The organism is Nocardia goodfellowii (assembly GCF_017875645.1).
In the GTDB taxonomy this organism is placed as follows: Bacteria; Actinomycetota; Actinomycetes; order Mycobacteriales; family Mycobacteriaceae; genus Nocardia; species Nocardia goodfellowii.
The window spans coordinates 4,845,066-4,870,678 of record NZ_JAGGMR010000001.1 but is presented as its reverse complement, the minus strand read 5'-3'; the positions used below and the strand labels follow the sequence as shown (position 1 = coordinate 4,870,678).

At 65.7% G+C, this 25,613-nt stretch carries 23 protein-coding genes; 9 read left to right on the top strand and 14 right to left on the bottom strand.

Annotated elements, in window-relative coordinates:
- Positions 1 to 152: 152 nt before the first annotated feature.
- Both BJ987_RS22450 and BJ987_RS22445 read right to left on the bottom strand, forming a co-directional pair.
- Entirely contained in the window at positions 153 to 1,235 is a 1,083-nt protein-coding gene (locus BJ987_RS22450; protein ID WP_209893506.1) for a tartrate dehydrogenase, read from the bottom strand.
- A 98-nt stretch (positions 1,236 to 1,333) separates the two neighbouring features.
- Entirely contained in the window at positions 1,334 to 2,035 is a 702-nt protein-coding gene (locus tag BJ987_RS22445) for a GntR family transcriptional regulator (protein WP_209893503.1), read from the bottom strand.
- Positions 2,036 to 2,231: 196 nt separating this feature from the next.
- On the opposite strand from BJ987_RS22445, the gene BJ987_RS22440 reads away from it, so the two are divergent.
- The 3 genes from BJ987_RS22440 to BJ987_RS22430 all read left to right on the top strand — a co-directional run bounded on the left by BJ987_RS22440 (position 2,232) and on the right by BJ987_RS22430 (position 5,855).
- Complete coding sequence (locus BJ987_RS22440) at positions 2,232 to 3,398, top strand: mandelate racemase/muconate lactonizing enzyme family protein (protein WP_209893500.1); 1,167 nt, start codon at positions 2,232 to 2,234, stop codon at positions 3,396 to 3,398.
- Between the two features lie 65 nt (positions 3,399 to 3,463).
- Complete coding sequence (locus tag BJ987_RS22435) at positions 3,464 to 4,819, top strand: cation:dicarboxylate symporter family transporter (protein WP_209893498.1); 1,356 nt, start codon at positions 3,464 to 3,466, stop codon at positions 4,817 to 4,819.
- A 73-nt stretch (positions 4,820 to 4,892) separates the two neighbouring features.
- Positions 4,893 to 5,855, top strand: a complete 963-nt coding sequence (locus BJ987_RS22430) for a phosphoglycerate dehydrogenase (protein ID WP_209893494.1) — start codon at positions 4,893 to 4,895, stop codon at positions 5,853 to 5,855.
- Between the two features lie 180 nt (positions 5,856 to 6,035).
- On the opposite strand, the gene BJ987_RS22425 is transcribed toward BJ987_RS22430, so the two are convergent.
- The 9 genes from BJ987_RS22425 to BJ987_RS22385 form a co-directional block, all read right to left on the bottom strand.
- Positions 6,036 to 6,623: a TetR/AcrR family transcriptional regulator gene (locus tag BJ987_RS22425; protein WP_209893491.1), complete on the bottom strand. Its 588-nt coding sequence runs from the start codon at positions 6,621 to 6,623 to the stop codon at positions 6,036 to 6,038.
- 11 nt (positions 6,624 to 6,634) lie between these two features.
- The gene (locus BJ987_RS22420) at positions 6,635 to 7,501 is read right to left on the bottom strand and encodes an oxygenase MpaB family protein (RefSeq protein WP_209898890.1); all 867 of its coding nucleotides are present in this window, start codon (positions 7,499 to 7,501) and stop codon (positions 6,635 to 6,637) included.
- 225 nt (positions 7,502 to 7,726) lie between these two features.
- Positions 7,727 to 8,170: a DUF6653 family protein gene (locus tag BJ987_RS22415; protein WP_209893489.1), complete on the bottom strand. Its 444-nt coding sequence runs from the start codon at positions 8,168 to 8,170 to the stop codon at positions 7,727 to 7,729.
- A 40-nt stretch (positions 8,171 to 8,210) separates the two neighbouring features.
- Positions 8,211 to 9,830, bottom strand: coding sequence for an ABC transporter permease (locus tag BJ987_RS22410; RefSeq protein WP_209893486.1), 1,620 nt, complete (start codon positions 9,828 to 9,830; stop codon positions 8,211 to 8,213).
- Entirely contained in the window at positions 9,827 to 10,753 is a 927-nt protein-coding gene (locus tag BJ987_RS22405) for an ABC transporter ATP-binding protein (protein ID WP_209893483.1), read from the bottom strand. Before BJ987_RS22405 ends, BJ987_RS22410 begins: the two co-directional genes overlap by 4 nt.
- A 169-nt stretch (positions 10,754 to 10,922) precedes the next feature.
- Complete coding sequence (locus BJ987_RS22400; protein WP_209893480.1) at positions 10,923 to 12,815, bottom strand: alkyl/aryl-sulfatase; 1,893 nt, start codon at positions 12,813 to 12,815, stop codon at positions 10,923 to 10,925.
- A 63-nt stretch (positions 12,816 to 12,878) separates the two neighbouring features.
- The gene (locus BJ987_RS22395; RefSeq protein ID WP_209893477.1) at positions 12,879 to 13,847 is read right to left on the bottom strand and encodes a TIGR00341 family protein; all 969 of its coding nucleotides are present in this window, start codon (positions 13,845 to 13,847) and stop codon (positions 12,879 to 12,881) included.
- Positions 13,848 to 13,857: 10 nt separating this feature from the next.
- Positions 13,858 to 14,061: a DUF8691 family protein gene (locus tag BJ987_RS22390; protein WP_209893474.1), complete on the bottom strand. Its 204-nt coding sequence runs from the start codon at positions 14,059 to 14,061 to the stop codon at positions 13,858 to 13,860.
- Positions 14,062 to 14,179: 118 nt separating this feature from the next.
- A complete protein-coding gene (locus BJ987_RS22385; protein WP_209893470.1) occupies positions 14,180 to 16,612 on the bottom strand; it encodes a winged helix-turn-helix domain-containing protein in 2,433 nt (810 codons plus the stop codon).
- Between the two features lie 560 nt (positions 16,613 to 17,172).
- Between BJ987_RS22385 and BJ987_RS22380 the strand changes: the two genes are divergently transcribed.
- Positions 17,173 to 17,547, top strand: coding sequence for an SHOCT domain-containing protein (locus tag BJ987_RS22380; protein ID WP_209893468.1), 375 nt, complete (start codon positions 17,173 to 17,175; stop codon positions 17,545 to 17,547).
- A 53-nt stretch (positions 17,548 to 17,600) separates the two neighbouring features.
- Positions 17,601 to 17,855 carry a LapA family protein gene (locus BJ987_RS22375; protein WP_209893465.1) on the top strand — a complete coding sequence of 85 codons (255 nt, stop codon included), beginning with the start codon at positions 17,601 to 17,603 and terminating at the stop codon, positions 17,853 to 17,855.
- 12 nt (positions 17,856 to 17,867) lie between these two features.
- Here BJ987_RS22375 and BJ987_RS22370 read toward each other — a convergent pair whose 3' ends face one another.
- Together BJ987_RS22370 and BJ987_RS22365 are read right to left on the bottom strand one after the other, a co-directional pair.
- On the bottom strand, positions 17,868 to 18,527 hold the full coding sequence (locus BJ987_RS22370; protein WP_209893462.1) for a GAP family protein: 660 nt from the start codon (positions 18,525 to 18,527) through the stop codon (positions 17,868 to 17,870).
- Positions 18,528 to 18,698: 171 nt separating this feature from the next.
- Positions 18,699 to 19,862 carry an IS30 family transposase gene (locus tag BJ987_RS22365; RefSeq protein ID WP_209893459.1) on the bottom strand — a complete coding sequence of 388 codons (1,164 nt, stop codon included), beginning with the start codon at positions 19,860 to 19,862 and terminating at the stop codon, positions 18,699 to 18,701.
- Positions 19,863 to 20,132: 270 nt separating this feature from the next.
- Here BJ987_RS22365 and BJ987_RS22360 point away from each other — a divergent pair, with 270 nt between their 5' ends.
- The 3 genes from BJ987_RS22360 (at position 20,133) to BJ987_RS22350 (ending at position 23,826) form a co-directional block, all read left to right on the top strand.
- Positions 20,133 to 20,591: a Het-E N-terminal domain-containing protein gene (locus tag BJ987_RS22360; RefSeq protein ID WP_209893456.1), complete on the top strand. Its 459-nt coding sequence runs from the start codon at positions 20,133 to 20,135 to the stop codon at positions 20,589 to 20,591.
- 2 nt (positions 20,592 to 20,593) lie between these two features.
- On the top strand, positions 20,594 to 22,984 hold the full coding sequence (gene fxsT / locus BJ987_RS22355; RefSeq protein ID WP_209893453.1) for an FxSxx-COOH system tetratricopeptide repeat protein: 2,391 nt from the start codon (positions 20,594 to 20,596) through the stop codon (positions 22,982 to 22,984).
- 557 nt (positions 22,985 to 23,541) lie between these two features.
- On the top strand, positions 23,542 to 23,826 hold the full coding sequence (locus tag BJ987_RS22350; protein WP_209893450.1) for a hypothetical protein: 285 nt from the start codon (positions 23,542 to 23,544) through the stop codon (positions 23,824 to 23,826).
- Positions 23,827 to 23,936: 110 nt separating this feature from the next.
- Here BJ987_RS22350 and BJ987_RS22345 read toward each other — a convergent pair whose 3' ends face one another.
- Positions 23,937 to 25,037, bottom strand: coding sequence for a pentapeptide repeat-containing protein (locus tag BJ987_RS22345; protein ID WP_209893447.1), 1,101 nt, complete (start codon positions 25,035 to 25,037; stop codon positions 23,937 to 23,939).
- Between the two features lie 326 nt (positions 25,038 to 25,363).
- Between BJ987_RS22345 and BJ987_RS22340 the strand changes: the two genes are divergently transcribed.
- Positions 25,364 to 25,609: a WCX domain-containing protein gene (locus BJ987_RS22340; RefSeq protein WP_307869715.1), complete on the top strand. Its 246-nt coding sequence runs from the start codon at positions 25,364 to 25,366 to the stop codon at positions 25,607 to 25,609.
- Positions 25,610 to 25,613: the final 4 nt, after the last annotated feature.

Below are 25,613 nucleotides of genomic sequence, written 5' to 3'. Positions count from 1 at the left end.
CAGAACCACGCCACACTGTGCATGCTTTCTCAGCCGGACAGCGGCATGCGGACGTTCGGCTAACCGTCGCCGACGCTGTCATGAACTCAGCTGGGGGCCGATGTTGCGGCGCCGAGTCGGCTGAAACGACTGCGTCTATCGTCGGTGCGAGGTCACGGGTGGCTGATCTGGTCGGTAATGGCTCTGCCGAGTGATGTGGTGGTGGCGATGCCACCGATATCGGGGGTCAATTCCGTGCTGATGCTGCGGGCCAGGACGGCTTCCACGGCGGTGATGATGGCGGCGGCGGCTTCGGTTTCGCCGAGGTGATCGAGCATCATTGCCGCGCTCCATATTTGGCCGACGGGGTTGGCGATGCCCTTGCCCGCGATGTCGGGGGCGGAGCCGTGGACGGGTTCGAACAGGCTCGGGAAGCGGCGTTCGGGGTTGATGTTGGCGCTGGGGGCGATGCCGATGGTACCGGTGCAGGCCGGGCCGAGGTCGGAGAGGATGTCGCCGAACAGATTACTGGCTACCACCACGTCGAACCAGTCGGGATGCAGGACGAAGTTCGCGGCGAGGATGTCGATGTGGTATTTGTCCACCGTCACCTCGGGGTAGCGGGTGGCGGCTTCGGCGACGCGTTCGTCCCAGTAGGGCATGGTGATGGAGATGCCGTTGCTCTTGGTCGCCGAGGTCAGACGCTTACGGGGCCGGGATTGAGCCAGGGTGAAGGCATAGTCGAGGATTCGGTCGACTCCGACGCGGGTCATCACCGTTTCCTGGATGACGGTTTCGCGGTCGGTGCCCTCGAAGATCTTTCCGCCGATGCTGGAGTATTCGCCTTCGGTGTTCTCGCGCACGACGTAGAAGTCGACATCTCCGGGGACGCGCCCGGCCAGCGGGCTGGGGATGCCGGGCAGCAGTTTGACCGGACGCAAGCTGACGTACTGGTCGAAGTGGCGGCGGAATTGCAGCAGGCTGCCCCATAGCGAGATGTGGTCGGGCACGACCTCTGGCCAGCCGACCGCGCCGAAGAAGATGGCGTCGAAGCGGTTGAGCTGATCGAACCAGCCGTCGGGAAGCATCGCTCCGGTGCGGGTGTAGTAGTCGGCGCAGGCGTAGTCGAACTGCTCGTAGTCGAGAGTGAAATCGAAAGCCGCGGCGGCGGCTTCCAGGACGCGTAGTCCTTCGGGTACGACTTCGGTGCCGATGCCGTCGCCGGGGATGACAGCGATGCGGTGGGTGGATCCCATGGTGGGTGCTCCTTCGTGCGGGCAGGCGGGGTCGGGCCGCGGTGCGAAGTGATTCGCTGCGGCCAGGTGGTAGTGGTTGCGCGATCCCCGTTGGGGGATCAGACCGGTCGGTGGGCGGTTGTGTGCTCGCGCTCCTGTAGTTCGCGGATCGCGGCGGCGGTGAGGCTTTCGGTGATGTGGGCCCGCATGAGGGTGGCTGCGGCTGGGCCGTCGCCGGCGACGATGAGGTCGAACAGTTGGTGGTGTTCGTTGAGGTCGCGGGTGCGCGGCTCGTCGCCGGGAGGTAGTTCCAAGCCCATGCGCCGGTAGCGGTCGGATTTGTCCCACACGTCATCGAGCAATCTGATCAGTACGTCGTTGTGGGAGGCGAAGTAGAGCGCGCGGTGGAAGTCACGGTGGGCCAGCAGGCCTTCCTCACCCCACTGCCGGGTGACCGGCACCAGGCGTTGGAGCGCTTCCCGCATGATCAAGATGTCGTGGTCGGTGCGCCGGATGGCGGCGAGTTCGGCAGCGGTGGGATCCAGCGCCAAGCGGACCTCGAAGAGTTGCTGGGCTTCGTCGGCGCTCATCGCCGCCACCCGCACGTCACGATGTGACTCGACGGCGACCAGTCCTTCGCTGCTGAGGCGGCGGATGGCTTCGCGCAGCGGAGTAATGCTCATCGAGAGCCGGTCGGCCAGTTCGTACTGCGGTACCCGTGAGCCTGCCGGCAGTTCGCCGGTGAGGATCAGTCGTCTGACCTCGGCGTAGGCCACATCGCCCTTGCTGGAAAAGACGTTGGTCACGCTTGTCGGCGCCATCGCGCTCTCCTTCGTCCACTCTCCGTGTCCTGTGCTGCCCGCCACATTTGGTGCTTGTGTTCGGTGCCACCGGGAGTCTAGCATCGCTCTTGCATCTTATAAGACATACATCTTATAAGCAGATCTGGGTGCGATGCACGCACCCTCGTTTCGAGCCCGCGCGGATTACGCGCGCGGCCATTCACAGGAGAATCAGATGAAGATCATTTCCGTCCATGAGGGTGTCGTCCCGATCAGTTCCTCGATCCGCAACGCCTGGATCGACTTCAGCAGCATGGACTGCTCGATCGTGGCCGTGGTCAGCGACGTGATGCGCGACGGTGAGCCGGTGATCGGGTACGGCTTCAACTCCAACGGCCGCTACAGCGCCGGGGAGATCCTGCGGCGGCGGATGATCCCGCGGGTGCTCGACGCCGATCCCGAGGCCCTGCTCGACGAGACCGGCCAGCTCGATCCGGCGCGGGCGTGGGATCTGATGATGACCAACGAGAAGCCCGGCGGTCACGGTGAGCGCTCGGTGGCGGTCGGGGTGCTGGACATGGCGCTGTTCGACCTGGCGGCCAAGATCGCCGACAAACCGCTCTACCGGTACCTGTCGGATAAATACGGCGACGGCAACCCCGACGACTCGGTGTTCGTGTACGCCGCCGGCGGCTACTACGCGCCGGGCAAGACGCTGACCGATCTGCAGGACGAGATGCGCGGTTTCCTCGACATGGGTTACACCGTGGTCAAGATGAAGATCGGTGGCGCCGACCTCGCCGAGGACCTGCGCCGGATCGAGGCGGTGCTCGAGGTCCTCGACGGTGACGGTTCGCGCTTGGCCGTGGACGTCAACGGCCGCTTCGACCTCGAGACCGCCCTGACCTACGGCAAGGCCATCGAGCCCTACGGCCTGTTCTGGTACGAAGAAGTCGGCGACCCGCTGGACTACCGGCTCAACGCCGTCCTGTCCGAGCACTACTCCGGGCGCATCGCCACCGGCGAAAACCTCTTCTCGCTGCAGGACGCCCGCAACCTGATCCGCTACGGCGGCATGCGCCCGGACCGCGACATCATCCAGGTCGACCCCGCCCTGAGCTATGGGCTCACCGAGTACCTCCGGGTCCAGGAGATGCTCGCTCAGCACGGCTGGTCCGCACGCCAGTGCATTCCCCACGGCGGACACCAGTTCTCGCTGCATATCGCCGCGGCGCTCAAGCTCGGCGGCAACGAGTCCTACCCGGGTGAATTCCAGCCGACCGGCGGTTTCGCCGACGGTGCGGTGGTGGAGAACAGCCGGGTCGGGCTGACCGAGATCCCCGGCATCGGATTCGAAAACAAGGCCGCCTTCTACGAGGTGCTCCGCGCCCTGCATCACTGATCACGGACCGCGGGTCGGGGCCGATGAGGGGCCACTACCTGCTCCGATGTGCAAAGGAGCACATGATGACCACTGCTACTACGTCACCGGATCCCACCCGGCCGCGCCGCCCACGGCTGGTCCGGCTGCTATCCGAACTCTGGTTCCAAGTCCTGCTGGGGGCGGTCCTCGGCATCGCGGTCGGCCTGTTGTGGCCCGACGTCGGCATCGCGCTCAGCCCGCTCAACGACTGGTTCATCGCGAGCGTCAAGATGATCGTGGTTCCGGTCGTGTTCTGCGTCGTCACCACCAGCATCGCCTCGATGGACAGCCTGCGCAAAGCCGGCCGGATCGGTGCCAAGGCGCTGGGCTACTTCCTCGTTCTGTCGCTGGTATCGATGTTGATCGGGCTGGTCGTTGCCAACATCTTCAAGCCGGGTGCGGGCATGAAGATCAACCTCGACGAACTCGACGCCGAGTCCATCCCGGGCCATGACCAGCACGCACCCGGTGTGGTCGAGTTCATCGACAACATCATCCCCAGTTCGCTGTTCGGGGCGATCACCGGCAACGAGATCCTGGCCGCGCTGCTCGTGTCCATCGTGCTCGGTTGTGCGCTCAACGTCTCCGGCGAAAAGGCCGCACCGATCACCTCCGGCATCGCGGCCCTGTCGACGGTGGTGTTCAAGATCGTGGCCTGGGTCATGCGCCTGGCACCGTTCGGCACCTTCGGCGCCCTGGCCATGGTGCTGGCGAAATACGGTGCCGAAAGCCTGCAGCAACTCGGATATCTGATCCTGCTGTTCACCGGCACCTGCATCGTCTACGTCGTGGTGATCCTCGGCGCGATCTCGCGCGCGTGTGGCCTGGGCCTGATCTCGCTCATGCGCTACCTCAAAGACGAGTTGCTGGTCGCGTTGAGCACGTGTTCCAGCGAGGCGGTGCTACCGGCACTGGTCCGCAAGCTCGAGGAACTCGGGGTAGGCAAACCCGTCGTCGGCATCGTCATCCCCTCGGGATTCTCGTTCAACCTCGACGGATCGGCGGTCTACCTGACAATGGCCTCACTGTTTCTCGCCCAGGCGGTCGGCATCGACCTGACCTGGCAGCAGCAGCTGGTCATGGTCGGAGTGATGATGCTGACCAGCAAAGGCACGGCCGGTATCGCCGGCGGCGCCTTCATCGTCCTGGCCAGCACGGTCACCGCGGTCGGCCACATCCCCCTGGCCGCGCTGGCGCTGATCGTCGGGATCGACCGCATCCTCAACGAAGGCCGGGTGTTCATCAACGTACTCGGCAACGCCCTCGCCGCCATCGTGATCGGCAAGTGGGAGAACGACTTCGACACCGACAAGGCACGAGCCGTGCTCGCCGGCAAGTACGAACCACCATCGGCAGACAACAGCGAACCACCGGTGGACGACAAGCAATCGGTGGGCTGAACCACCCGTTACAAACAGTCCGGGGCGGGGCACCGATCCTGCCCCGGACACGTCCCTCAGCGAAAGGACCCCAATGGCAACAGTATTGGTGACCACCGACTACCTGACGCCCGGTGACGAGGTCGACCAGCTGCTGCACCGCCACGGGCATACCGTGCGCTATTCCCCGGCCATCGGAACCCGCAGCCGCGACCAAGCCTTGCGGCTACTCGAAGGAGTGGACGCCGCGATCATCGCCAGCGAACCGATCACCTCCGACATGCTCGACCACGCACCGTCGCTGAAAGTCATCGCCCGCAGCGGCGTCGGCTACGAATCGGTCGACCTCGCCGCGGCGGCACGCCACGGCATCCGCGTCTGCAACACCCCCGGCGTCAATCACGATGCCGTCGCCGAAATGACGATGGCCCTGATCTTGACGACCGCCCGGCAAATCCCCGCCGTGCTCGCCGGTGTCCACGCCGGAGGCTGGCCCCGCCACGCCGGCCGGGAACTGCGCGGCGCCCGCCTCGGCATCGTCGGCTACGGCCCCAGCGGCCGCGCGGTAGCCCGCTTGGCCCATGCCTTCGGCATGAAGGTCGCGGTGGCCACCGCTCATCCCGACCCGCAAGACACCCACATCGAATACCTCGACGTGGACACCGTCTGCGCCACCGCCGACTACCTGAGTCTGCACTGCCGCGCCGACCGGAGCACACACCACCTCGTCGACCGCACCCGCCTGAAAGCGATGAAACCCACCGCCGTGCTGATCAACACCGCCCGCGGCAGTCTCGTCGACGAAGACGCGCTCGCCCACGCCCTGACCACCGGCGAGATCGCCGGCGCCGCCCTGGACGTACTCGATGAAGAACCTCTGACCGCCACCAGCCCGCTACGGGAACTGCCGAACCTGATCATCACCTCACACCTGGCTGGCCAGACCACCCAGGCCCGTCTTCGCGCCGGCCTGTCGGCCGCCCGAGCCGTCATCGACGTCTTGGCGGGCCGCGAACCCGCGCACCCGGTCGCCGTGCCCGAGCAGGTACGCCGATGACCACCAGCCCCCGCCGTGCGACTCCATCGAGGCGTTGTCACCACAAGCCCCGACCCGACCCATCGAGCCTCGTAAGCGGTTGCACTACAACGCATGCACGAATCTTCGTAGCGAAATTGACTGCCTCTGTTCGGTGATATCCGTAGCCCACAACCGATTAAACCCCGCCAGCCTGCGGTATTACCAAACGAGCCGAGAGAGATAGCGTTCTGCATATCGACGGACGGCTTCGGGATCCGAAATATCGAGCTGTCCTTCGCGATTCTGAATGAGCGACGCGGTGATCCGGATGAGGATCTCCGATACCGCACCGAGATCCTCATCAGACATGGTGGCACCACTGCGGCGTAGCGATTTCGCCACCAGTCCGCTCGCCCGTGGGATCGACATTCCGCCGCTGCGGGTGGCGAGCCCGAGGAGCATTTCCGGTTCGCTCTCCATGATTCGGCCCGCCAACTGGGTTTCGCGGAACAACTGGATACCGACGACGAAGCACTCGACCACCGCACTATGTGGATCCCGGTTCGCGGCGACCGAATCGAGCTGCGCGAACAGCACCTCGGCGCCGTGGCGGACCAACTGCGCGAACAACGCGTCTTTACTGGGGAAACGACGGTAGAGCGTGCTGCGGCTGACGCCGGCCCGGCGGGCGATGTCGTCCATGTTGGTCCGGCGGACTCCGTAGCGTTCGAACTCGGCGCGGGCGGCGTCGAGCATCACCTGCTCCGCAGCGTTCGACGTCGTCTCGGCATCGGCGCTCTCGGTCATGGACGCTGAGTCTATCTGTGCAGTTTACGTGGATCCACGCCCGTTCGTTCCCACGCTTCGGCCGCCCAAGGCAGGTAGAGTATCCGCAACGGAAGTTTGTTGAACAGCGGATTCAGTGCGCGCATGCCGGCGGCGAATCGCTGAAAACGCCTCTCCTTCTTTGCATTCCAGTCCAACCTGCAAACCTGACGCATCTGCGGCGGCAACGTGCCCACGATGATGTTGCGCAGGAGCGCATTCAGCGGAGCTGATAGCAGCCTCCATGCGAACGCGGGCATCCACCGCGGTCCGGTGACGCCTCGGCGGAGATAGCCCGTGCCATACAGGACGGACTTCGTCGGCACGAAACGATCGAGCATCCCCTCCCAGTATTCGATGAAATCCGCATAGGTTTGCGGCTGGTTGCGCGAACTGACCCCGTACAGCTGGTACCAGACTTTGCCCTCCTCGAATATCTGGACTTTCTCCGCATAGGTCAGGCGCCGGATGAAGGTGTCGGTTATGTACAGAACCTGATCGACAAACGTGGCATGCGCCCAGTAGAACAATTCCGGATTGAGCGCGTGATACCGCGAGCCGTCGCTGATGGTGCCTTTGATCGGCCGGTGGAAGTCCCGGACGGTGCGACCCCAGAAATGCGGATCAACGGAATACACCGTCTGCATTATCGGCGGGCCGGTGCGCCGAGCGCGTCCCAGAGTGTCGGAAAATATCACCGAGTGGTCTTCCACGGCCTTGCCCAGTTGTTCGATGCAGTTTTCGGTCCCGGCCAGGCGCTGAAAACCCAAGAGGCCCCGTGCGTCCCCGTAGAACTTCCACACCAGTGAGGCCGCGCCGAGGCGAGGCGCATCCGCGCAACCGTGGTCGTCTACCGGCATCGCCAGCGCCTCTCGGACGCCCTGGTCGAATCCCTGCGGGCCGAGTGCCGCCACCGACACCACCTCCAACGAGTCAATGACACATATGTGTACTTTTGTGTCAAGCTAGCAGGCGGGCGGTCTCACGACAAGGCTTGGCCGCCAGCGGTGGTGCGAGAATTCGCGGCGGGCACCGGACAACGGCGTCACCGGCGTCGAGGCGGTGCGTCCTTCCGGCAGGACACTTCATCCGTTCGTTTCGCCGGACTTGTGTGTTTCGTAGTGGCGGGCCATGAGTTCCCAATACCCGAGCAACAGCAGCATCATCGCGCCGGTCCCGACGGCCGTGGGAAGCGGCCGGCGATGCCACGCTCCGAGCAGTGCGATCATGCCCGCGCCGCCGGCTGCGACGTCAACGGCCAATGCCGCGTCTCTGGGATGGCCGAGGAGCCATAGTTCCTCTCCGAGTATGGCTTTCGTCGCCCAGGCTCGTTGGTCGGCAGGCGCGGGAAAGATTATCGGGTTCACGACGAACCATGCGCCGACGACGGCCGCCAGTGGCCCGCTCCGCCGCCACACCGGCACCAGCAGCAAAGGCGCCGTCGCCCAGCGCGACCACGCGCTCCACGGGCTCGAATGCCTGGCGAACACCGCGCGACGAACGCGGGCGAAAGTTCCTTCAGCTCCCATATCCACTGTGCCCCTTCTAATTTGGATTAGTACCGTCGAGTCAGCCATCGAGATCACGGCGTGCGTATCCGTAGAGGCCGAGCACGGTCACGGCTGCGGCGATGGCGATCATCATGGCGCCGGAGAACCAGTCCGGCGCGGTAACGGGCACCGCCGCCAAGTGCGCGAACGGAGAGATCTCGCGGACCCAGGCCGGGGCGCCGACGCTTTGGGCCATGACATCGATGAAGAAGCCACCGATGGCGGGGATCGCACCGATGACGCCGATGGCAGCCGGCCGCCAGCCCAGCGCCAGGACACCGGCACCGAGTGACAACAACGCCACCGGGAACACATTGAAGGCACCGGCGAGCGCTTGCCCCAACCCCAGCGGCGCACCGGTGAGCACAGCGCCCAGCCACATCGCGGTCGCCGCGGTACCGAGCAGAATCGCGGATCCGGCTGCGGTGACTACGAACTCTGTTGCGGCCCAATGGTATCGGCTTACCGGAAGGGCATGCAGCACAGTCCAGCGCCGTGCGCGCTCATCGGCGCCCATGGCCGCTACCCGGATGGCGGCGTAACCGCCGGCGGGCATGGCCAGCACCGCGAACATCGCGGCTGCGAACCCCGACGGCGAACCGAGCCCGAACCCGGCTGCCGCAGCCACCTCGGCGAAGCGCGGATTCTCGCCGAAGAATTCCAGGATCGAGGCGATCAGTGCACCGATCAGCAGGAAATAGGTTGCGATCCCGACCATCCACCCCAGCGTGGGCACAAGGGCGCGCCGTACCGCGAAACCGGGTATCGAACCCAACAGCCGAGTCCGGGCGCGCCTGGCGCCGGTCATAACGATCAGGCCGCCGCCGAGGTCTCGATGACGGGCGGCGACAAGCGCGACCGCGCCGGGAGCAACGGCCAAGCAGAGCAAGACGAGCACGGGCAGCACGCGGTTATCGGCATACGGGGCGGTCCGGGCGGCAAGGCCGAAGGGTGTCAGCCAGGCGGCCCAAGCCAGGAAGCTCACCCCGTCTGCGAGCATCCGCAGCAGCAGGGCGACCCCCAGAACGGCGGAGGCGAGTCCGGTGGCCGCGGACCGGGTGGGCAGGACTTGCGCGGCGAGCAAACCTAGATTGGCGAAAGCCACCGTGGAGCCGAACACACAGAGCGCGTGCAGCAGCGCACCGGCGGGATCTGTGCCGACTACGAACAATCCGCCCCCGACTGCCACAGCGATCAGGACCGCGGCGAGAGTCAGCGCGGCTGCCGCCCGGAAGACCAAGGCCCGCAACCGGGCTCGTCCGCCGAGCAGTAGATCCCAGCGCCCAGCATCTTCCTCCCCACGAGTGATCCGGGTAGCGGCCAGCAGCGCCCAGGCACCACAGAGCACGAGAACGGGTGTGCCGGTGCGCCAGACAGTGAATCCCCCAGCGTTGTCGAGTGCCTGCGGTGCACCGAACAGGATTCGCACAGCGGGGTTTTCGGCAAGAGCACCCAGCGCCCCGGCATCGAGAGTGTCGGCGAAGACCGCCTGATACTGCGCGGCGACAACCGCGGACATCATGCTCACAGCGAGGGCGACCAGGACGGTGCCGCGCAGCATTAGGCGGCCGGTCAACCAGACCAGCGCCCGCCCCGGCGTAGACGTGTTCAGCGGCTCCGGACGTGCGGCGGCGGTCATCGACCAGTCTCGCCGTAGTAGTCGAGGAAGATCTCCTCCAAGGTCGGCTCGCGCGACGACAACGCCGTCACCTGTGCCGCGGCCAGGGCGCGCAGTGCCGGGGCGGGAGGACCGGAGAGGGTGAATCGGAGTCGGCCCGCTTCGAGCGTTTCGACGCCGATGACACCCTCGACCCGGGTCAACTCGGGAAACTCGCCGTCGTAGGAAACTTCGACGATGGTCCGCTGAAGTCGTCGCAGCTCTGCCAACGTCGCGATCTCGACCAGTCGGCCACCGCGCAGGATCGCCACCCGGTCGCACAGTGATTCGACCTCGCCGAGCTGGTGCGAACTCAGAAACACCGTCTGGCCCCGATTCCGGGCATCGGTCACACAGCGCCGAAATTCGCGCTCCATCAACGGATCCAGTCCGCTGGTCGGCTCATCGAGCACCAGCAGCGGCGCGCGGGTGGCGAATGCCGCGATCAGCGCGACCTTCTGCCGGTTGCCGGTCGAATAGGTTTTGCCGAGTTTGCTCGTATCGAGCGCGAACCGGTCTATCAACTCGGCGCGGTAGGCGAGGTCGACGCCGGGACCGAGGCGGGCGAGCAACTCCAGAATCTCGGTCCCGGTCAACGACGGCCACAACGCGACATCGGCCGGGACGTAGGCGAGGTGACGGTGCGCGGTCCGGACCGCACCGGCGTCGTGACCGAATATCCGCGCCGTCCCGGCGGTGGGCCGGATCAAGCCCAGCAGCAGCCGGATGGTCGTCGACTTCCCCGCCCCGTTGGGTCCGAGGAATCCGAACACCTCGCCATGGCCGACACTCAGGCTGAGATCGTCGACGGCGACGGTGCGGCCGAAGCGTTTCGAAAGGTGCTCGATGGAAACAGGCGAGCTGAGATCGATAGCGCGCGAAGGCGGCGCTGTAGCAGTGGACATCGAAAGTCCTTCACGGTCGGCGGATATGACCTGCCGACCAGACTTCCCGGCGCACCTACCGAAAGGGTACTCCGCACCAATCGAGGTAGTGCGGGAATGGCGCTCGGCCCTTGCTCGCCGCCTCGATCTCCATGAACGCCTCCGATCCGTGCGGTGGTCGTGCTACCCCTCAAGGCGTGACGATCGCGAAGTTCTTGTCGCCGGGCTCGAGTAGCGCCACGAGGCGTGCGAGGGTCGAGGTGTCACCGGTCAGCCTGCTTCCGGTGTCGGTGAGTCTGCTCTGGGACAGTCCGCCCAGCAGGAGCGACGACAAGTACGCGCGGGTCGTGGTCAGCGTCGCCTCTGCTTCGCCTGGCTGCGGGCGGCCGCTGTAGGTGAGCACGCCGTTGGCCAGCGTCAACCGGTAACGCTCGTCGGTATCGGTGAGCACGATGTCGATCGCGAGCTTCTCGTCCCACGCCTTCGGGCCGTCGATCTGGATGGCGATCGCGTCGAACAGCATGGCCGGGGTGAGTTGGGCGAGAATGTCGGGTGCGTTGGTTTCGGTGGGTGTACCGAACTGACCGTCCCGCAACTCGGTCGCGCCGGACAGATAGAAGTTGCGCCAGGTACCGTTCTCGGCGCCGTAGCCGAGCTGTTCGTAAGTGTCCGCCAAAAGCTCTCGGGCTTGGGCGTGGCCGGGATCGGTGAACACGACATGGTTGATCACCTGGGCGACCCACCGATAGTCACCGGCGTCGAAGGATTCGCGAGCCTTGGCGACCACCGCGTCGGCGCCGCCCATGAAGTCGACGTAGCGCTTGGACTGCTCCACGGGGGTGTGCTCCCACAGACTTGCCGGGTTGCCGTCGAACCAACCGAGGTAGCGCTGATAGACCGCCTTGACGTTATGGCTGAGCGACCCGTAGTAACCGTGTGCGCACCAAGCGTTTTCGAGCGCGGGCGGCAACTCGATCTCTTCGGCGATCTCCGGACCGGTCAGGCCTTTGTTCATCAGCCGCAGCGTCTGGTCGTGCACGTAGGCATACAGGTCACGCTGGGTGGACAGGAACGCGCGCACCCGGTCGTTGTCCCAGACCGGCCAGTGATGGGAGGCGAAGACGACTTCGGCGTCCGCGCCGAACAGGTCGATGGTCTCGGTGATGTAGCCGGCCCAGCCGTGCGGGTCGCGCACGACCGCGCCGCGCAGGGTCAGCAGGTTGTGGAAGGTGTGGGTGGCGTCCTCGGCGGCGCACAGCGCCTTGAAATCCGGAAAGTAGACCAGCATTTCCGACGGCGCTTCGGTGTCCGGCGCCATCTGGAAGATCATCCGCACACCGTCGACGGTTTCCTCGTGGCCGGTGGTGGTGATGAAGTCGGTCGGCGCGATGAGCGAGACCGTGCCCGTGGATACCGTCTGCCCCAGTCCCGCCCCGACCTGTCCCTGCGGGCCACGAGCCAGCGCGGCGCCGTACATGTACGCGGCGCGGCGATTCATGGCGGTTCCGGCGTAGACGTTCTCGGCGACCGAGTGCTCGACGAAGCCTTCGGGTGCGAAGATCTTGACTGTGCCGTCGTCCACTTCATGCTGGGAGACAAAGCCTTTCACCCCGCCGAAGTGGTCGGCGTGTGAGTGGGTGTAGATGATCGCTTTCACCGGGCGGTCGCCGCGATGCCGACGATAGAGTTCCAGCGCGGCGCGGCCGGTCTCGACCGAGAGCAGGGTATCGACCACGACGACTCCCTCCTCGCCTTCGATGAAGGAGGTGTTGGACAAATCCAGGCCGCGCACCTGGTAGATGCCGGGTACGACTTCGAAGAGTCCCTCGACCGTGGCGAGTCGGGACTGCCGCCACAGGCTGGGATTGACCGTGTCGGGCGCGTCCCCTTCGAGGAAGGAATAGGTGTCGTTGTCCCACAGGACGGTCCCGTCACCGTCGGTGACCGCGTTCGGGGTGCGCCGGGCGATCAACCCGCGCGTCGCGTCGTCGAAGTCCTGGGTATCGGAGAACGGCAACTGTTCGAGCAGCGCCTTGTGCTGGCGAATGATGGACTCGGATGCCGGTTTCGGTGTCGCAGCCATAGCCAGAGCCTGCACCGCTACCCGGCGGCCAGCCTCACCCGAAATGGGTGAAAACACGCCTGGTCAATTGTTGTCCAGCTTGCTGCCGACGGTATGCACGATCACCACTCGCGGATTCCACGGGACGATGTCGTCGACCTCGCGTTGCAGGTCCTCCACAGCGGGCAGATCGCCGGGGGCCAGCACCTGGATGGTCGCGGTGTCACTGTGCAGGGTGACGTCGGTGACCTCGGCTCCGTGCACCTCGTGCAACCATGCCGCGGCTGCACCGGACACCCGATCGGCCCACAGGGAGGTCAGGGAATTGACCGCCATCGGCGCGGCCACCAGCAGCAATGCGGCGGCCAGCACCGCGTAGGACCGGCCGTGCCGGGCGGAATCCCGTGCGGCGTCGTGAGCGTAGCCGGTCGCGACGAGGACCACGGTGGCGGTGATGACCATGGCGACCACATTGGAGGCGAAGAGCACGAAAGCGCCCAGCGCCAAAGCCGGCGCATGCGAGCCCAAGCAGACTCCGACGACCGCCAAAGGCGGCACCAGCGAGATCGCGATCGCCACCCCGGGCAAGACGTCGCCGACGTCGCGGCGGATCATCGCGATGACTCCGACGAGTCCGGTGGCCAGGGCCGCGGTGAGGTCCATCAGTTTCGGTGAGGTCCGCCCGAGTACCTGGGAGTTCGACAGCACGTTCGTCGGGTTCGGCAGCAACTGCGCGATGAGGAAGCCTACCGCGATGACAAGTACGACGCCCGCCGCGACCAGCAGCAGACTGCGCCCTACCAATGCGGCTCTGCCGGTGGCGATTCCGAGCGCGATGCCGAGAATCGGGACCGACAGCGGTGCGACAATCATGGCTCCGATCACCGTCGCGGTCGAGTCACCGACAACCCCCGAGCACGCGATGACACTCGACAACGCGAGCATGATCCAGAACGCCGACCGCTTGGCGCGAACGTCACCGGCGGTGAAATCGAGCCGGTCGTCGAGTTCGTCGAGGGTTCGCCGTTGGCTTCGCGGCGCCAGCAGCTGCACGGCGGTCTCCTCACTCCGGTAGTCGGCGCATCTCCAGCAGCGTCAGCCCGAGGTTGTCGAGGCGGGCCAGGACGCCGCGCATCGCAGTGGAGTCGGCGACCGTCCCGGTCAGTGCCGTAGTGGCTTCGCGGGTGGCCGATTCCAGTTCGGGGAAGGCGGCCAGCACACGTTCGGACAGCGCACCCTCGACAACGAACTGATACTTCGCCGACATCGGTAGTCGACCTCGCTTCCGTCCGCGTTGTTCGCCCTGGGTCACCCACATGGCACGAGAATGCTCTCCCGGCGTGGAGGCGACTTCATCCGCTGCGGGTGAAGTCGGCCGCGCGTAGTCACAGCAGGCCGCTGCTGCGGGCGGCAGCCAGGACCTGCACCCGCGAGTTGGTTCCGAGCTTGGCGTAGATGCCACGCAGGTGGGTTTTCACAGTGTTGATCGAGACACCGAGATCGTCGGCTATCTGTTGTGTCGAGTGTGCGGACGGTAGGTGGCGTAGCACTTTCAACTCCGTGTCGGTCAGCGACGGATGCTGGGATGTTCTGTGCACCAGTGGGTGTCGGCGCAGCGCGGCGGCAAACCCGTCGTAGCGACCGAAGCTGCCCGCGAAGGCGTCCAGCAACGTCAATGCGCCGGGCACGTCCAAGAACGGCCGCACTATCTGTTCGCCGGCCGCCCGGCGGAGCCCGCTTTCGACCCCTTCGCGCGCCTTGGCCGCACAGCCGAGTTCGTGGTGGGCGCGGGCATGCAGTAGCCACGCGGTGACTTCGTGGACCGGGTGTGCGGGCGGGGACGAGGCCAGCAACGGTCGAACGAGATCCAGGACCGTGCGCGACCGGTTTGCCGTAGCCGCGAGCGCCGCTCGGGCCAAAGCGATCTCAGGGGTATCGCCGAAAACGGCGTGGGCGTGGTCGGTGAGCAGTTGCGCTTCGTAGGTTTCGCGCGCCCGCAGCAATCGCCACACAACCAAGGGAACCAATCCGCTACTGAATGCCGTCGGTTGGGTGTCGAGCAGGCGGGACAACCGCTGCCTGAGCAGTTCCGCGGCGCTGTTGTCCTCGGTGGCCGTCAGGATCGCGACCAGTTGCGTGGGCGACCCGGAGGCCGGCTCCAGCAGGTCTGTCCCGAGCCGATCCGCGGCGTGGATCGGCGGGACGAGGTCGGACGCGTGTTGCGCCTCCCCCTGCAGATAGGCGCCCATCACGGTGAGAGCGGCGGCGTGGGCAGCTTCCCACGCAGCGCTCAGATCGTGCTGGCGGGCGAATGCCAGTGCGGCTTCGCCGCGTTCACGCAGGGTGGTGAGCGTGCCGGCGAGCGCGGCGGCCATGGCCAGGCGGGTGAGTACGCGCAGCCGTAGTCGGGGATGAGCGCGCAGATCCGCGGCGGCCAGCGCTGCGCGTAGTCGGCGTTCACCCTCGTGGAGTTCCCCGCGCGCGAGCAGCGTCGTAGCCGTTTCGACGGCGAGGTAGCAATCCAGGTCGGGTTGTCCAGTGGGCGCCGAGTTTTCGACGTCGGGCCGTTCCGGGCGGGTGGCGGTGGCCAGCCCCAGTTCGGCGGTCACCGCGGCGGCGAGGACGGCGCGTATATCTGCGGAGACCAGCGAACTCGGTTGCGCGCGTGCGGGTTTCATCGCATCGTAGTGGGCGCGGGCGGTGGGAACGTCGGCGCGGCTCAGCGCGTCGGCGACATGAAGCAGTTGGATGAATGGGTCCGCGAGGAGGGTCGCGTCCAGGGTAGCCAGCCCCTCGAACAGTTCGGTCCCTCGACCGTCGAGGATGACGCTCAGGGCATGCTGGGCGAGAAAGTCGTGCAGTGGTTCCCGGTTCGGCAGGTTCAAAAGGTGCGGTAGTGCGTCGGCGGCCTCGCCGATCGAGCCCAAGTACAGCGCCGTGTGCGAGTGCAGTTCGTTTGCGACCTCTGGGCCCAGCCGGTTGAGTTCGGCGCGGAAGTAGGCGCGCAGCATCGGATGATAGGAGTACCAGAGCTCGTCGTTGCGAACGACGCTCATCAGCGGGTAGTTCAGGCGGGCGAGCTCGTGCAGCCATTGCGCGGAGCCGCCGCCGATCAAGTCGTCGGCCAGTGGCTCGGTGAACTCGTCGGGCACGCTGGTGTAGGTCAGGAACATCCGTATACCGGGCGGGAGCGTGTCGATGAGCTCGCCGGTCAGCAGGTCCGACACCGCGTTCGGTAGGCGAGCCAGAGCAGTGAGTGCCGCGGCCGGAGGCTCGGATCGTGCCGCGAGGTAGAGGGCGGCTATCCGTACCAGCGCCGCCCATCCGCGCGTCAGACTCATGAGCAGCGCGATGCCGGAATCGTCGAGCGCACAGTCGTGTTCGCGGCAGATCTGCGCTACCTCGGCGGGCGAAAACGCCAGGTCCTCGGCCGTCCACCTGCGCAGGCGCGAGCTCAGCGCGAGTTGATGCCAGCGAATGGGTGGTTCGAAACGTGCGGCCAGGACGGTGGTCAAGCAATCCGGTGCGTGTACCAGAAAGTGTTCCAGCCCGGCGAGGGTCACCGGATCGGTGGCCAGATGGGCATCGTCGATGACCAGCAGCGTCGGCAACGCGCGCTCGGCGAGTTGCTCGGCCAGCTCGGCGGCTTCGGTCAGCGGGGTGGTCAAGGGTGCGTGGGCGGCAGCGGGCAGGTTGAGCGACTCGCTCAGGCGGTGCCAGAGTGTGGTGGCCGGTCGGCCTTCGGTGAGGCCGAGCCAGGCCGAACCGCCGGGGAAAGCCCCGCTGGATTGTCGCGCCAGCCACTCCGTCAAGAGCACCGTTTTCCCGGTTCCGACCGGGGAGCAAATGATCAGCACAGGGCCGGCCCGATTGCTGACCGCAGCATCCAAGGCAGCTATCAGGTCGCTGCGGTCGATGGGTGGAAAGGCCAGTCGAGGGAGGCCGGGCGGGCTTGCCGGCACGTGATCACGATGCTGTTGCGGGCTGAAGCTCTGCGAAACGGACACCGTATCTCCTGCAGCGGTTTGGCAGTGAACTACCTGCTCTAGCGCATTATCGGCCCGGAATGACTGCTTTCGACTGTTTGGAACCTCACCCGAGACAGATGATGGCCGCAATGCCCTCAAACCATAGTGTCCGAGCCGATGTGCCGGAAGAATTTGCGAAACGCAAGAGCAAATCGCCGCCGTTTCGAAATGCATCGCAGATTCGACAGGTTATTGCCGCTAGCGACAGCTCGGCTATCCATCGGTAAGAGGTGATGATGTAGGCGTTCTTCACCCGAATCGGGTGAGCCTGCTCCCCCGATCTGCGGAATACCGTGACGGCATTCGTCGCCCCCTGGGGTGACATCCGTCCGACGCAATCGAGGTGTGTTATGTCGTTCTGGGAAGCGATTTGGCTGGTCGTGGTGAGTTTCGCGTTCATCGCCTACCTGCTGTTGCTGTTCTACATCATCGGCGATCTGTTCCGGGACCGAGGGACCTCGGGCTGGGTGAAGGCGCTGTGGATCTTGTTCCTGATCTTGCTGCCGTTGCTGACCTCGCTGGTGTATCTGATCGTGCGTGGCGAGGGAATGCGGCAGCGCTCGACAGCCGAGGTCGAGCAGCTCCAGGCTGCCCAAGCCGACTACATCCGCGACACCGCGGGAACCAGCCCGGCCGCGCAGATTGCCGACGCCAAGCGGCTTCTCGCCGAGGGCACGATCACCGCCCAGGAGTTCGACCAGCTCAAAGCCAAGGCGCTGGCGTGACCAGCAGCGCCGGCAATCCGTTCGAGGGGCGGGGTTCCGCGAGGAGACCAGCGATGGACCAGTCGACGAAGAAGCCGTCGCCGCTGTCGAGGCTCTCGCTCAATCAATGGTTGGCGTTGGGGTTGACCGCTGTTGCCGTCATCTTCTTCTTCGAGAACCGCGACAAGGTGGAGATCGAGCTCCTGTTGATCTCGATTCGGTCCCCGATGTGGTTGATTCTGCTGGTGATGTTCGCGATCGGATGGTTGACAGGAGTGCTGATGCTGCGCAAACGCCGTCCGCGAGCGATCGCGACGCGACGGAAGTGACCGGTCCGCCCGTCACAAACCACCTATCCCCTTGCCGATCACCGCCGCGCCCATCACCAGCAGCACGATCGCCATGACAGCGTGGTTGTTGGCCTGCAGCCACTGTCGGGTCCGGTCGAGGCTTTCGCGCAGCCGGTCGGCCGCCACGGCGTAACTCAGCACGACCATCAGGACGCTGGCCGCCGCCAGCACCGTGAAAACCGCTACGGCAACGGCTTTCTCGCCTGTAGCCAGGTCGCTGGACCCGATCGTCACACCCGCCGAGACGCACAGCAGCATGTTTTTGGGATTCACCGCCGACAGCAGCACTCCCAAGCCCGCGGCCTTGATGGTCGTGAAGCTGTCGATGGCCCGCATCCACCCCGGCGGGTCGGTGTCGGAGCGCCGCCGCCATTGCGCGGCGGCCAGCGCCAACAGCGCCACACCCAAGCCGACCTTGATCCAGGACCCGGCGGTCGACGCCTGCCGATCGCCGGAGCCACCGAGCATCCCCGACAGTGCCACGAACACGATGGTGACCACGGCGATGCCGCAGACCCACCCGAGCGCGAAACCGGTGCCGGAGCCGGCTGCGTTGCGGGAGAGGATCATCAAGATGGCGGCGACAATAGGAATCGGCGAGATCGCCACACCTACCGCCAGCGGGAGTAGATCGCCCAGCACACTGCCCATCCGGTCACCGTAGGACCGGCATCGAGAGGGTTGCTCACACGATGCGGGTGAAATCGGAGCTGCTTACCCAGCTGGCGTAGGTGCAGCATGCTCAATTCGAGAGATCAGTGCGTTCGTCCGGCCGGCGCCGCGGCCTCGGGATCGCGCGGATCGCGGTGCGGGCTCAGGCGGTCAACGCAACACCTCTTCGAGTGCTTCTGATGGTGTGCGAAATCCGAGGGTTTGTCGAGGGCGTCCGTTGAGTTCGTCGGCGATCGCATCCAGGTCGGACTGGCTATAGGTGCGGAAGTCGAGATGTCGGGGAAGGTATTGGCGGAGCAGCCCGTTGGTGTTCTCGTTACTGCCGCGCTGCCACGGACTTTTCGGGTCGCAGAAGTAGACCGGGACGCCGGTGGCGACGGTGAACGCGGCGTGTTCGGCCATTTCGTAGCCTTGGTCCCAGGTCAGGGTCCGCCGCAACGCATCAGGCAGGGTCAGGATCCGGGCCGCCAACGCGTCGGCGACCAGATCAGCGCGCTTGCCCTCGGGCAGAGCGACCAGCAGCAGAAACCGGGTGGACCGTTCGACCAGGGTGGCGACCGGAGACATGCCACGCCCGAACACCAAATCGCCTTCCCAATGCCCGGGAACGGCTCGATCGGCAGCCTCGGCAGGGCGTTCAGCGATATTGAGCACACCGCGGCGCTGACCGCGGCCGTCGGGCTCACGCTTGACCTTCGGGCGGCGCATGGCCCGGTGGGTGCGCAGATAACGGGTCAACTCGCGGCGCAGCTCGCCACGAGCCTGGATGAACAACGCCCGGTAAATCGTCTCGTGCGACACATAACCCATGCTGGACTGCGGATTTCGCCGCAGCCAGCCCGCGATCTGCTGCGGCGACCACCTCGCAGCGAGTTTCTCGGCCACCACCGCCGCCAATACTGGATTCCGGGACAATTTGGTCGGTTTCGGTCGCGTCGCCCGAGCCCACGCCGCCTGATCGGCAGGCAAGGCCCGGTAAGCGAAACGACCGCCGCGCCCAGCGACCTCACGCGAGATCGTCGAAGGCGCTCGACCCAGGCGGCGGGCGATACTGCGCAGCGAGTCCCCCGCGGCCAATCCTCGCGAGATCTCTTCTCGCTCATCCAAACTCAGGCGCAACTCGCTGCGGCGGCGAGGAGCCGGCCGGACTCCGCCGCAGCGTTTGAGTAGGTCGCGCACCGTTGAAGGGTGCCGGCGCATTTCTCGAGCAAGAACCTTGATCGCTTGCCCGGACCGCCACCGCTGCCACACCTCCTCGACCTGAGCCTCGGTCAACGGGGTTCTCGTCTCCGACAGCGGTCTACTCGAGGCCATTGCGCATCACATCCGTTCCTCACCAGGAGATTCCAGTGTGTTGCGCTGACCCATTGAGACCAAGGGCATAGAAGGACGTTCAGTGCGTCGCCGGCGCTGAGACCTCGGCCCGTCGATCTTCAGTAGTCCCGTGCTGGCCGCTTCGGTCCGCCTGAGCCCGCAGGCATTACCGCGTGTTCCGGGGCCGAATCGTCCTTGTCGGCGGCGGCCCTCGAATACCATCGGGGACAGCGGTTTCGCGGCTTGGCGCGGATCATGGGAGGGGTATGTATGGATGTGACGGTCGTGACGGCTGCGGTGGCGTTGGCTGCGGCGGGGGCGGGTGCGGGGTTGACCGAGGCAGCCAAACTCGCTGTCACCGATGCCTACGCGGGCCTGAAACAGATTTTGGCCAGCCGCTATCCAGGGGTGGACGTCTCCGGGGTGGAACGGCGTCCAGACTCCGAGGCCAAAAGGGACTCACTCGCTGAGGACCTGACCGATGCGGGTGCGGGGGCCGATGAGGAGTTGGGCGAGGCCGCGCAGCGCCTCATCGACACGGTCGGTGAGCACACCCCTGAGGTATTCGAGCGGATCGGTATGGATTTGACCGATCTCGAGGTCGGTGGGTCGTTCAACGCGGACCGGGTCCATGGCTCCGATATCGGGATACGGTTGCACGGGGCGAAGATCGCGCAGGATTTCAATGCCTCCGACATCACCGCAGGGGAGTCGCCACACCCTCGGTGAGTGTGGCGGGAACCGCCGGTCCCGACCCACACTCCACCGGCAGCAGCCCCGACGGCGCTGAGCCCCTTGGCGCCGGGCCGGTCGCGGTGCACATGCACGGTTCGGTGATCGGCGGGAACGTCGCCATCCAGATCCTGAACCAGGCAGTACGCGAGGACCTGACCGAACAGTTACTGCGGGTCGGTGACTTCCCTGACGCCTCACCGTGTTTCGTCGAGCGAGCCACATTGGACGAGATCGCCGGCGCGTTCCAGGCCGACACTCAGGACTCGTTGTGTTCGCTGACCGGACTGCGCGGCATCGGCAAAACCCAGCTCGCCGCCGCCTACGCGCGTCGACGGCTGGCCGAGCCCGTTGCGGGGGTTGTGGTCTGGTCCAACGCCGAATCAAGAGAAGTCCTGGAAGCCGAACTCCACCGTCTCGCTTTGGTTCTCGGTGTCGCCGATCCCGATGGCGACACCCCAGCCTCGGCGCGGGCGGTGGTGCGGGCGTTGAACGACCGGCCGGGCCGGCATCTGCTGATCTTCGACAACGCGGTCGATCCCGACCTGATCGCGCAGTACCGGCCCACCCGAGCCACGCAAACCTTGATTACCACCACTGACCACCGGTTCGCGGTGATCGGCACACAGGTACACGTCAGCACCTACACCCGCGCCGAATCGGTGCGCTACCTGAGCACCCGCACCGCCCGCAACGATCCCGCCGGCGCCGGCGAACTCGCCGACCTCCTGGGCGATCACGCCCTGGGGCTGGCGGTCGCGGCCGCGACGATCACCCAGCGCTCCACCCGATTCCGCACCTTCGGCGACTACAGCGAGTTCCTGCGCATTCGAACCCTCGCCGAGGGCCTGCCGAGACACGCCGGCAGCGACTACCCCCTCCCCGTGGACACGGCGCTACGAGAAGCCATCGACGCGGCCATGGACCACACCAGCGGTCCCGTCATTGATCTGTTGTTGCGAGTCATCGCGATCCTGGCCCCCGAGGGCGTCCGGATCGACACCGTGAACCGACTCGCCCCCGGGGACGATGGCGTTGTCGCTGATGCCATCGACATCTGCCGCAATCTGTCGATCCTCACCGGCACCGGCGACCGGATCGTCATGCACCGCCTCACCGCCCGCGCTGTGCGCGAGTACCGGCTCACCGACGACGAAACCCTCGACGCCACAGCCCGATCAGCCGATGACATCTTGTGGCCGGACGTGCGTTACGACTCGCAAACTGCCCTCGATGCCGGGGTGGTCGCCGAAACCACCGCACATCTGGACCACACGTGGTCGGTCCTCGATGACCGTGCGATATCCATCGAGACAGCCGCCGCCATTCTTGCATCACTGGCCGCTGCTGTATGGCATTCCGCACGGTCGGGTACGAACCTGGCCGCGGCCATCGAACGCGGAGAACGCACCGCCGCAAAATTGTCCACGCTCCGGGGCGCGGAGCACCCGTCTACCTTGACCAGCCGCCACAGCCTCGCCCTGGCCTACCGAGAAGCGGGGCGGGTGCACGAGGCGATCGCCCTGCTCGAGGTGGTCCTGACCGATTACGAGCGGGTGTTGGGCGCCGAGCACTCGTCCATTTTGTCCAGTCGACATGACCTCGCCGGCGCCTACCTACTGGCGGGGCGGGTGACCGAGGCGATCGCCCTGTACGAGGCGGTCCTCACCGATACCGAGCGGGTGCTGGGCACCGAGCACCCGACTACCTTGACCAGCCGCCACAACCTCGCCCTCGCCTACCGGGTGGCGGAAAGGGTGCACGAGGCGATCGCCCTGCTCGAGGCGGTCCTCACCGATCGCGCACGGGTGCTGGGCACCGAGCACCCTGAGACCTTGACCAGCCGCAACCATCTCGCCGGCGCCTACCAAGAAGCGGGGCGGGTGACCGAGGCGATCGCCCTGTACGAGGCGGTCCTCACCGATCGCGCACGGGTGCTGGGCGCCGAACACCCGTCCATTTTGTCCAGTCGCCACGACCTCGCCGTCGCCCACCGGCTGGCGGGGCGGGTGAGCGAGGCGATCGCCCTGTACGAGGCGGTCCTCACCGACTACGAGCGGGTGCTGGGCACCGAGCACCCTGAGACCTTGACCAGCCGCCACAGCCTCGCCGAGGCCTACAGGGTGGCGGGGCGGGTGGACGAGGCGATCGCCCTGTGCGAGGCGGTCCTCACCGACCGCGCACGGGTGCTGGGCACCGAGCACCCTGAAACCTTGACCAGCCGCAACCACCTCGCCCTGGCCTACCGGGCAGCGGGGCGAGTGCACGAGGCGATTCCCCTGCTCGAGGCGGTCCTAATCGACTGTGTGCGGGTGCTAGGCGCCGAGCACCCGCTTACACGGGATGTCGATGACAATATGCGGCGGATTACTAGCCCGTCTGGGGACTGAGCGGAGAGACTTCGGCTCATCAACTGTTGTCGACTGCCTCCAGAGGGGCATCCCACCGCGCATCTGGTCCAGCTTCTAGCTGCGGCACGCAAGGTCGACCCGGCGGCTTTTCCGCCGTAGTCGGCCAGTGGACTACAGCGGCGATGTTGACCGTGCGGCGATCGCCCCACACGTCTCTGTCCCGAATGCCCTCAACTCGGTGCAGAGCGATCGATGACGACTACTACGAGGGCGTTTCTTTGGGCTTTCTGCGGGCTGCTGGTGCAGATGTCGACACCATCAGCGAGTACGCGCTTCGTGACCATGTCCGGCGACGACTGGGGTACCAGCTGACTTACTTGGCGCTCACCGACCAGTTGGCGTCGACCGTGGTTCACCCACGCCGACAAGCGCTTCCGTGATCGCGTGGGCCTGCCCACAACCAACGAAGCGCCGCACCGACTTCTCGACTACGGTCTCGCCGCGGATTTGGGCCGACTGCCGACACGATCAGGTGAATCAGCCGCATTCAAGCAGCGCACAACACTCGAACTGACCCAGCTGTTGACCAGGCGACCATGGATGACTCCACTGCCGCCGTCCATCTCGTCACGGTGTTCTACCTCGAAACCCGGGCCCGAAAAGACCTCGACAACATCTTCGGTGACCTCGAAGTCCTTCCGATCCTTCTCGACACCGTGCGACCGCCCGTCCGTCCATTGGCCGACTATTCACCAATCGACGATCTACGAAGGTGGCAAGCGCATGACCGCAACAAGTCGCCCGCTGCAGTCGGCGACATCGCCTTCATTGAAGCAGTCGCCTTGAAAGACGCAGCAGACGAACGACTTTCGACTCGGTAGGTTAGTTGATTTCAACAGCGCCACGTGGCCGTTTCGAACGGCGCGATCAGCGGCGCAAGAGTGCGTTGCTCGGCAATCAGCGCGGATTGATCAGGCGTGACTCTCCTCGATCAGGCCGCCGTCGACCGCCCGTCTCCAGCCAGGGGTGGTGTGCTCACGGTTGGCGGCCAACTATGCGGTTCCACATTGGCGGGCATTTGCGTGGGGTCCTTGTCCCAGTCGAATGTCGGCGCTGGTGGCCCCCACTGCCTTGGATCGGCGAACGAAATCGTCTGGTTTCCGAAGTCCGCCTTCGTAAAAATCGCCGGTCCTGAGAACACAGCGCCGTCGAACCGGGCGCCGCGAGAGAACCTCGTCCTCTCGAAAAGGGCAATGCTGGAGAAGGTCGCGCCATAGAACTGAGCGGTCCCGGAGAAGGTAGCAGCTTTAAAGCGGGCGTCCCCCGAGAAGGTCGCTCCGCCGAACCATGCCGGACCGAAGAAGGTCACGCTATAGAACTGGGCGGTGCCGGAGAAGGTCGCGGCGCTGAAGTTGGCATCTTCGAGGTGCGCGGTGCGGAAGTCGAAATCGTTGGCCGACCAGCTATGTTCAGCCGTCGGTCGTAGGTGGTCGGTAATGACGCGGACGATAGTCTGGCGCACTTCACGATCGTTCTGCCGGTATTCGGTGTGTTCTTCCTGCTCGTCTCCATCGGCGCCGGAGGTCTTGGTCACCAATTTGGTGCGACCGGATCCGCCCTGTTCCGGATCGTAGGGCAGGCGCAGATAGCCGCACAGCACGTCGATGCATTGCTGGCGGTGAGACCCGGACCTTTCATCGGCGACACCGGCCATCGCGTACACCCCGGCGATACGAATCGCCGCGGACTTGTCGGCTAGCTGGGCTGCCGCTGCTCCGAACCGTTCCCACAGCGCTGCTTCCCGCGCCCGCTCAGTGTCGTGAGTGTGGCGCTCACGCTCACGAATCATCTCTTCGTTGTGATGTGCTTCAGCCTGATCGCGGGTGCGCTGGCCATTGACGTAGGTCAAGATTCCTGCGGTGAGCACCCCTGCGCCTGCGAGCAGCGTCGCCAAGGGCTGTGAGAAGTTAGCCTCTACCCCCGAGAGCACGGCCGCGCCGAAACCGGTGCCGCCGGCACCGACCACTACGAGTGTCGTTGACCGCCAGCGTGATACGCCCCTGAGACGCACAGGCTTCTCCCGGTCTGACACGAAGCGACAGTACCGAATCCGGCCGTGCCAGGCGGCGCCTTCGATTGAAGTCGCCGTGAATGCTCACTCACTGGGGCCAGATGCCCTTCCCTGTGTCACAACCGAAAGCCCACCGCTACACGCACATCGGTGCAGGCTCAGGCGGTCATCGCAACACCCTCATCAAGCGCTTCTGATGGTGTCTTGACGTCGAGGGTTTGTCGAGGACGCCCATCAGCCACTTCGAGACAGACCCTGGTTTGGCGGTGAGATGTTCTCGGCGCAAAGCCGCTTGGATCTCGGCGGTAGGGCTGTCACCGGCGAGAGGCCGGTGATTGCGCCGGTCGGTGCGGACCGTGCTACTCCGCGTGAACCCGGCACAGCGAGCCGAACTGGTGGGCACCGCGCTGGCCGTCCATGCCGAAGAGACCGACCCGGACGGCCGGCTGCGGCTCGAGGTGAGCTTCCAAGACCGCAGGCACGCCGAATGGGCGCTGTGGCAGCTCGCCGGCAACGCGAAAGCTCTTGCGCCGCAATGGCTGCGAGACGCGTTGCGCGAACGCGCCGCCGCGCTCGCCACTCGCTACACGTGAGGGC